At 71.2% G+C, this 6,372-nt stretch carries 7 protein-coding genes; 6 read left to right on the top strand and 1 reads right to left on the bottom strand.

What is annotated here, in order from left to right:
• Positions 1 to 8: 8 nt before the first annotated feature.
• Genes ADL03_RS05585 through ADL03_RS05570 form a run of 4 tightly spaced genes read left to right on the top strand, consistent with a single transcriptional unit; the run spans position 9 to position 2,964 of the window.
• Positions 9 to 734, top strand: coding sequence for an ABC transporter ATP-binding protein (locus tag ADL03_RS05585; RefSeq protein ID WP_369808940.1), 726 nt, complete (start codon positions 9 to 11; stop codon positions 732 to 734).
• Positions 731 to 1,396, top strand: a complete 666-nt coding sequence (locus tag ADL03_RS05580; RefSeq protein ID WP_053732277.1) for an ABC transporter ATP-binding protein — start codon at positions 731 to 733, stop codon at positions 1,394 to 1,396. Before ADL03_RS05585 ends, ADL03_RS05580 begins: the two co-directional genes overlap by 4 nt.
• A complete protein-coding gene (locus ADL03_RS05575; protein ID WP_053732276.1) occupies positions 1,393 to 2,646 on the top strand; it encodes a choice-of-anchor P family protein in 1,254 nt (417 codons plus the stop codon). Before ADL03_RS05580 ends, ADL03_RS05575 begins: the two co-directional genes overlap by 4 nt.
• 3 nt (positions 2,647 to 2,649) lie before the next feature.
• The gene (locus ADL03_RS05570; RefSeq protein ID WP_157528024.1) at positions 2,650 to 2,964 is read left to right on the top strand and encodes a hypothetical protein; all 315 of its coding nucleotides are present in this window, start codon (positions 2,650 to 2,652) and stop codon (positions 2,962 to 2,964) included.
• Here ADL03_RS05570 and ADL03_RS05565 read toward each other — a convergent pair.
• Positions 2,951 to 3,721: a class I SAM-dependent methyltransferase gene (locus ADL03_RS05565; protein WP_053732274.1), complete on the bottom strand. Its 771-nt coding sequence runs from the start codon at positions 3,719 to 3,721 to the stop codon at positions 2,951 to 2,953. The genes ADL03_RS05570 and ADL03_RS05565 overlap by 14 nt on opposite strands.
• Positions 3,722 to 3,834: 113 nt before the next feature.
• On the opposite strand from ADL03_RS05565, the gene ADL03_RS05560 reads away from it, so the two are divergent.
• Together ADL03_RS05560 and ADL03_RS05555 are read left to right on the top strand one after the other, a co-directional pair.
• On the top strand, positions 3,835 to 5,184 hold the full coding sequence (locus ADL03_RS05560; RefSeq protein ID WP_053732273.1) for a cellulose binding domain-containing protein: 1,350 nt from the start codon (positions 3,835 to 3,837) through the stop codon (positions 5,182 to 5,184).
• A gap of 154 nt (positions 5,185 to 5,338) precedes the next feature.
• Positions 5,339 to 6,355 (top strand): MFS transporter, encoded by a 1,017-nt coding sequence (locus ADL03_RS05555; RefSeq protein ID WP_197288110.1) that lies wholly within the window; start codon positions 5,339 to 5,341, stop codon positions 6,353 to 6,355.
• The last annotated feature ends 17 nt before the right edge of the window (positions 6,356 to 6,372 follow it).

The following is a 6,372-nucleotide window of genomic DNA, read 5'->3' as shown; positions in this document are numbered from 1 at the left end:
GGCGGTGGTTGGCGTGGACGGATGTGGGCCGGGTGGTGTGCGTGAGCGTGTTGCGGGTTGACGGTGTGACGGTGCGGTTCGGCGAGGTGACCGCGGTCGACGGGGTCACGCTCGACGTCGAGCCGGGCGTCACCGGGCTGATCGGGCCCAACGGTGCGGGCAAGACGACGTTGTTCGACGTCGTCAGCGGGTTGCGCAGGCCGTCGGCGGGGCGGGTGGTGCTGGACGGGGCCGACGTCACGGCCAAGGGGCCGCACCAGCGGTCCAGGCTGGGGGTGGCGCGGACGTTCCAGCGGCTCGAGGTGTTCGGGTCGTTGACGGTCTGGGAGAACGTCGTGGTGGCGTTGGAGAGCCGGCGGCGGTCGCCGAGGCTTGCCGACGAGCTGCTGCGGCGGGTGGGGATCGCGGGGTGGGCGGGCAACCAGGCCGACACCGTGCCGACCGGGGCCGCGCGGTTGCTGGAGCTGGCGCGGGCGCTGGCCACGGACCCGCACCTGCTGCTGCTCGACGAGCCGTCGTCGGGGCTGGACCGGCAGGAGACCGACGCGTTCGGTGAGCTGTTGCGCGAGCTGTCGGCGGAGGGGCGGGCGGTCGTGCTGGTCGAGCACGACATGGACCTCGTCATGGGGTACTGCGACCGCGTGCACGTGCTGAACCTGGGGCGGTTGCTGACCAGCGGCACGCCGGACGAGGTCCGCGCGCACGCCGGGGTCCGGGAGGCGTACCTCGGATGAGCGAGCCGAACATGATCGAGCTGACCGGGGTGCACGCCGGGTACGGGCGGATCGAGGTGCTGCGCGGGGTGTCGCTGAGCGTGCCGCGCGGCAGCGTCACGGCGTTGCTCGGGCCCAACGGCGCCGGCAAGTCCACGCTGGTCAAAGTCCTCAGTGGACAGATCAGGGCGACGCGGGGGCACGTCCACCTGAACGGCGTGCACGTCAACGACGCCGCCCCGGACGAGCTGGCGCGGGCGGGGCTGTGCACGATCCCGGAAGGACGGGCGATCTTCCCGAACCTGACCGTCGCGGAGAACCTGCGGCTGATGCGCGGGGACGCCGAGGTCGTCTACGAGCGGTTCCCGAAGCTCAAGGTCCGGCGCAAGCAGCTCGCGGGGTCGATGTCCGGTGGGGAGCAGCAGATGCTCGCGTTCTCCCGCGCCCTGCTCACCGACCCGGCGGTGCTGGTGGTCGACGAGCTGTCGATGGGGCTCGCGCCGGTGGTCGTGACCGAGCTGTACGAGGTGGTCCGCGAGCTGGCCGGGACGGGCGTGACGATGCTGGTGGTCGAGCAGTTCGCCGAGACCGCGTCCGCCGTGGCCGACCAGGTCGTGGTGATGGCGCACGGCGAGATGGCCGAGGGCGACCTGGCCACCGTCTACTTCGGAGGGACGTCATGAGGTGCGCGGTCGTCGTGCTGCTGCTCCTGCTGTTCCCGGCACCGGCCGGGGCGGCCGACCTCGGCGGGTTCACGCTGTCGTCCAGGGCGACACCGGTGTCGGTGCTGCTGCACACCACCCTGCTGCCGGTGCCGGCCGAACCGCAGGGCGAGGTCCACCTCTCCTACACGCAGACCGAGCTGGGCTCCGGGCCGATCGGCCGGTCGCTGGCCAGCTCGCTGTGGCCGGGCGCCGCCGTCGGCACCGGGCTGCCGCAGCTGCTGGGCTTCGCCTACCCGGTGCAGGCCAACGCGGCACACCCCGGTGGTCCCGCCGACGAGTCGAAGTCCGGCATGCGGGCGCAGGCGGGTGCGGCGAAAGCGGAGGCGTTCGCCGGTGCACGCCAGGAGGTGCCGTTCGTGCTCACGGCCGAAGGGCTCGCGTCGACCAGCACGAGCGCGGTCACGGCCACCGAGGCCCGTTCCACGGCGGTCACGTCCGCGCAGACGATCACGGTGCTGTCCGGGCTGGTCGTGCTGTCCGGGGTGCGGTTCGAGTCGGTGGCGGTCAGCGACGGCGGCAAGGGCAGCGGCACCAGCGCGTTCTCGATCGCCGCGATCACCGTGCTGGGCCAGCGGTTCCCGGTCAAGGCACCCGCTGCCCCGCCGGACGGGCTGCTGAAGGCGCTGGAACCGTTGGGGGTCACGCTCACCTGGCCGGAGGCGACGACGAGGTTCGAGGGCGCCTCGGCCACGGCGAGGTCACGCGGGCTCGCGCTGACCGTCGACGTGAAGGCGTTGCGGGCCAGGCTCGGTCTCGGCGGGATCCTCGACGGCATCGTCGCGCCGTTGCTGCCCAAGGAGCTCGCGCCGTTGCTCAACCCGCTGGACAAGATGGAGGTCGTCGTCGGTGACACCGAGGCGGTCGCGAACGCCGCCGTGGCCGCGCCGCTGTCCCCGCCCGACGTCCCGGCGCCCCAGGCACCTCCGCTGTCCCCGCCCGTGCTCGGCGCACCGCCGGCACTGCCGGGAACGCCACCGGCCGCCGGGATCAACCCGCCCGGTGTCGCCCCGCCGGTCGCGCACGTGGCCCGGTCACGGCCCGGCTCACTGCTCGACTTCCCCGGCGTGCCGGCGCTGCTCGTCCTCACCGGCCTCGGCGTCGCCGCGGCCGGGGCGTTCGGCATGCGGTCGTTCGGCGCCTTCCTGCTCGGCGGCGCCCCCTGCCCCTCCGGACACCCCACCGGTGTCCCCGACCTGCGCAACGGGTGAGACATGACCATCCAAGACCGGCGCCGCTCCCGGATGCGCAACGGCCTGGGCCTCGTCGGCACGATGCTGATGACCGCCGGGATCGCCGCGATCCTCTTCGCCTGGTGGGGAGTAGCGCACACCGGGTACGTGTGGGAGCAGATGCCGTACGTGGTGTCCGGCGGCGTGCTCGGCCTCGGCCTGATCGGCGTGGGCGGGTTCCTCTACTTCGGCTCGTGGCTCTCCAAGCTCGTGGAGGAACAACGCCAGGCCACGCTGGCGTTGCGCCACCTCCTCGACGACCGGGACTCCGACCTGGAGCGCACTAGCGTGCTGTGAGTGCGTAAGCGGGCAACGGCACGTTGCCGCGCTCGGCCGCGGTCTGCCGGAGCAGCTCCCTGGCCAGGCCGTCCGGCGCCTCGCGCAGCGCGATCGCGACCTCCCAGTCGGCGTCCTGCAACGTGCGGGTGTCCACATCGGTCACCCGCTCGACCTCCCAGCCGGTGCGCCGCACCGCGTCCAGCAGAGTCGCGCGGGTGAGCGGCGCGCGCACGTTGACGTCCGTGTCGCCGCCGATCCGGTCCTGCGCGAGCACGGCCAGCAGGTGCGGCAGCTGGCTCACCGCGGCGGGCTGCGGGTCCCACTCGGCGAAGCACAGCCGCCCGGCCAGCTCGCGGGCCCTGCGCAACGTCCGTTCGAGCCGGTCGGCGGAGGCGAAGTACCAGGAGCAGTGGGCGAGCACGACGAGGTCGTACCCGGTTCCGACGTCGTCGGTGAGCACGTCGGTCCCGTACCGCAGGTCGATCCGCGCGCCGAGCGGCCCGTCGAGCAGGTGCCGCGCGGACTGACCCACGGTGACCGGTGCGCCGTACTCGGGCGGTGCGACGTCCGTGCCCACGACCGTCCCGTTCGGACCGACGAGATCGGCGAGCACGGCGGTCATGTCGCCCTGGCCGCAACCGACCTCCAGCACCCTGCTGCCCGGCGGCACCTGCCAGATCTGTGCCAGTTCCTGCCGGTATCGGGTTTGAACGACCTGGATGTCCGGACTGACGGTCCAGGTGGCCATGTGGCGGGCGATCTCTTCAGCTCTCATCGCCTTGCAAGGTAGGCGAACGTTCTCACGGGCTCGCATTCGCACCCTTGAACCAATGGTCCAGACCAGTTAACGTCCTTGGCATCACGTACCCCTGCACGTGAAGGAGCACCATGAAGAGGTTTCGCTGGCAGTTCCTGACCATCGGAGTGGCGGTGGCCGCCGTGGTCGGAGGCGTGCTCGCCGCTCCCGCGAGCGGTGCGACGGGCGTGACGGCCGCGTTCACCAAGACGTCGGACTGGGGCAGCGGTTACGAGGCCAAGTACACGATCGGCAACGGCGGCTCGTCCGCGCTCACGTCGTGGACCGTCGAGTTCACGCTGCCGAGCGGGCAGTCGATCGCGTCGCTGTGGGACGGCACGTACACCGCGAGCGGCCAGAACGTCACGGTGAAGAACACCTGGAACGGCAACGTCGGCGTCGGCGGGTCGACCAGCTTCGGCTTCACCGTCCGCGGTTCGGGTGGCAGCCCGAGCAACTGCAAGATCAACGGTGCGGCCTGCGATGGCGGCGGCGGCACGACGACCACGACCACGACCACGACGACGACCACCACCACGACCACCACCACGTCGAACCCGCCGCTGCCCGGCACCGGTCGCGGCGCGCCCTACCTGTACCTGGGCTGGGGCAACCCGCCGAGCGCTACGCAGGTCATGAGCGCGACCGGGGTCAAGTGGTTCACGCTGGCGTTCGTCCTGTCCAGCGGCGGGTGCAACCCGGCGTGGGACGGTCAGCGCCCGCTGACCGGTGGCGCGGACCAGCAGCTGATCAACTCCGTCCGCGCGGCCGGCGGTGACGTCGTGCCGTCGTTCGGCGGCTGGAGCGGCAACAAGCTGGGCCCGAACTGCTCGACGCCGGAGGCACTGGCCGGCGCCTACCAGCAGGTGATCAACGCCTACAAGCTCAAGGCGATCGACATCGACATCGAGAACTCCGACGAGTTCGAGAACACCGTGGTCCAGGACCGGATCCTGACCGCGCTGAAGATCGTCAAGCAGAACAACCCGGGCATCCAGACGATCGTCACGTTCGGCACCACGACCACCGGGCCGAACTCCTACGGCGCTCGCCTGATCGACCAGGCCAAGGCGCTGAACGCGAACATCGACGTGTTCACGATCATGCCGTTCGACTTCGGCAGCTCGAACGTCCGCACCGACACCATCGGCGCGGCCACCGGGCTGAAGAACAAGCTGAAGTCGACCTTCGGCTGGAGTGACGCCGAGGCGTTCAAGCACGTCGGCATCTCCGGCATGAACGGCCTGTCCGACCAGCGCGAGGTCACCACGGTCGACGACTGGGCCGCGATCCGCGACTGGGCCAAGGCGAACGGCCTGGCACGCCTCGCGTTCTGGTCGGTCAACCGCGACCGCGGCGGCTGCGACGGCCAGGTGGCGGAGAACTGCTCCGGCGTCCCGCAGTCCGACTGGGCGTTCACGAAGATCACAGCCGGTTTCTGATCGGCTACGAGCCGTCAGCGCCATTTAATCGATGGCGCTGACGGCTTAGTCTTGTGCCATGCGACGACGACATTGATCTTCAACTGAGCTGACCAGAACCGCGACGGCGTGGGCGTGGTGTTCGCACCTCGTCCCGATCTACGCGCTGTACGCGTTGCTCTTCGCCGACAGCGGGCTGTCGGACACCCGGATCTCGGTGCTGCTCGCCATCTGGTCGACCACCGCCGTGCTCTTCGAGGTGCCGTCCGGTGCTATCGCCGACCGGTTCTCCCGGCGCGGCTCGCTGGTCGTCGCGGGGGTGCTGCAGGCCTGCGGGTACGCGACCTGGGTGCTGTTCCCGTCGTTCTGGGGCTTCGCGGCCGGGTTCGTGCTGTGGGGCCTCGGCGGAACGCTGACCTCCGGTGCGTTCGAGGCGTTGCTCTACGACGGCCTGGCGGCGAACGGGGACGAGGCCTCCTACGGCCGGTTGAACGCCCGCGTCGACACCATCGAGCTGATCGCCCAGGTGCCGGTCGCCGTGGTGGCGACCGTGCTGTTCTCCTGCGGCGGCTACCGGCTGGCCGGCTGGGTCAGCGTGGCGATGTGCCTGCTGTCGTCGGTGATCGCGTTGCGGTTCCCGGAACCCGAGCGCGACCCGTCGTCCGGTGAGGACGGTTATCTGGCGACCCTGCGGACCGGTCTGCGCGAGGCGGTGCCCATCAGACGCGCCGTCATCGCGGTGGCACTGGTGTACGCGCTGGACGCGTTCGAGGAGTACTTCACGCTCCTGGCCCGGGACTGGCACGTGCCCACGGTGTGGGTGCCGCTCGCCACGATCGGTGTGCCGCTGCTGGGCGCGGCCGGTGCGGCGCTGGCCGGGCGGTTGCCGTGGCGTGGCTGGGTGTTGCTCGCGGCGGGTGCGGTGCTGGTGCTCGCGGCGGTGCTCGCGGTGCCGGCGGCGATCGTCCTGCTGGGACTGTTCTACGGGCTGTACCGGTTCGTGCTGGTGCATGTGGAAACCGAGCTGCAGCACCGGATCGACACCGACGCGCGGGCCACCGTGACCTCGGTGGCCGCGATCGGCTCCGAGTTCGTCGCGTACGCGGTGTACGCGGCGTGGGTGCTGGGCTCGGCGGTGGCGGTCGGGGTGCTCGTCCTGGTGGTCGCGGTGGTGATCGCCGTGCGGAGGTGACCGGTGCCGTCCAACGG

This window comes from Nocardia sp. NRRL S-836, assembly GCF_001279525.1.
Lineage (GTDB): Bacteria > Actinomycetota > Actinomycetes > Mycobacteriales > Pseudonocardiaceae > Lentzea.
This window is presented reverse-complemented; position numbering and strand designations above follow the sequence as displayed.

Coding starts and splice junctions, on each gene's coding strand:
- ADL03_RS05580 (WP_053732277.1), top strand. CDS start 731: ATGAGCGAGCCGAACATGATCGAGCTGACCGGGGTGCACGCCGGGTAC.
- ADL03_RS05575 (WP_053732276.1), top strand. CDS start 1,393: ATGAGGTGCGCGGTCGTCGTGCTGCTGCTCCTGCTGTTCCCGGCACCG.
- ADL03_RS05570 (WP_157528024.1), top strand. CDS start 2,650: ATGACCATCCAAGACCGGCGCCGCTCCCGGATGCGCAACGGCCTGGGC.
- ADL03_RS05565 (WP_053732274.1), bottom strand. CDS start 3,721: ATGAGAGCTGAAGAGATCGCCCGCCACATGGCCACCTGGACCGTCAGT.
- ADL03_RS05560 (WP_053732273.1), top strand. CDS start 3,835: ATGAAGAGGTTTCGCTGGCAGTTCCTGACCATCGGAGTGGCGGTGGCC.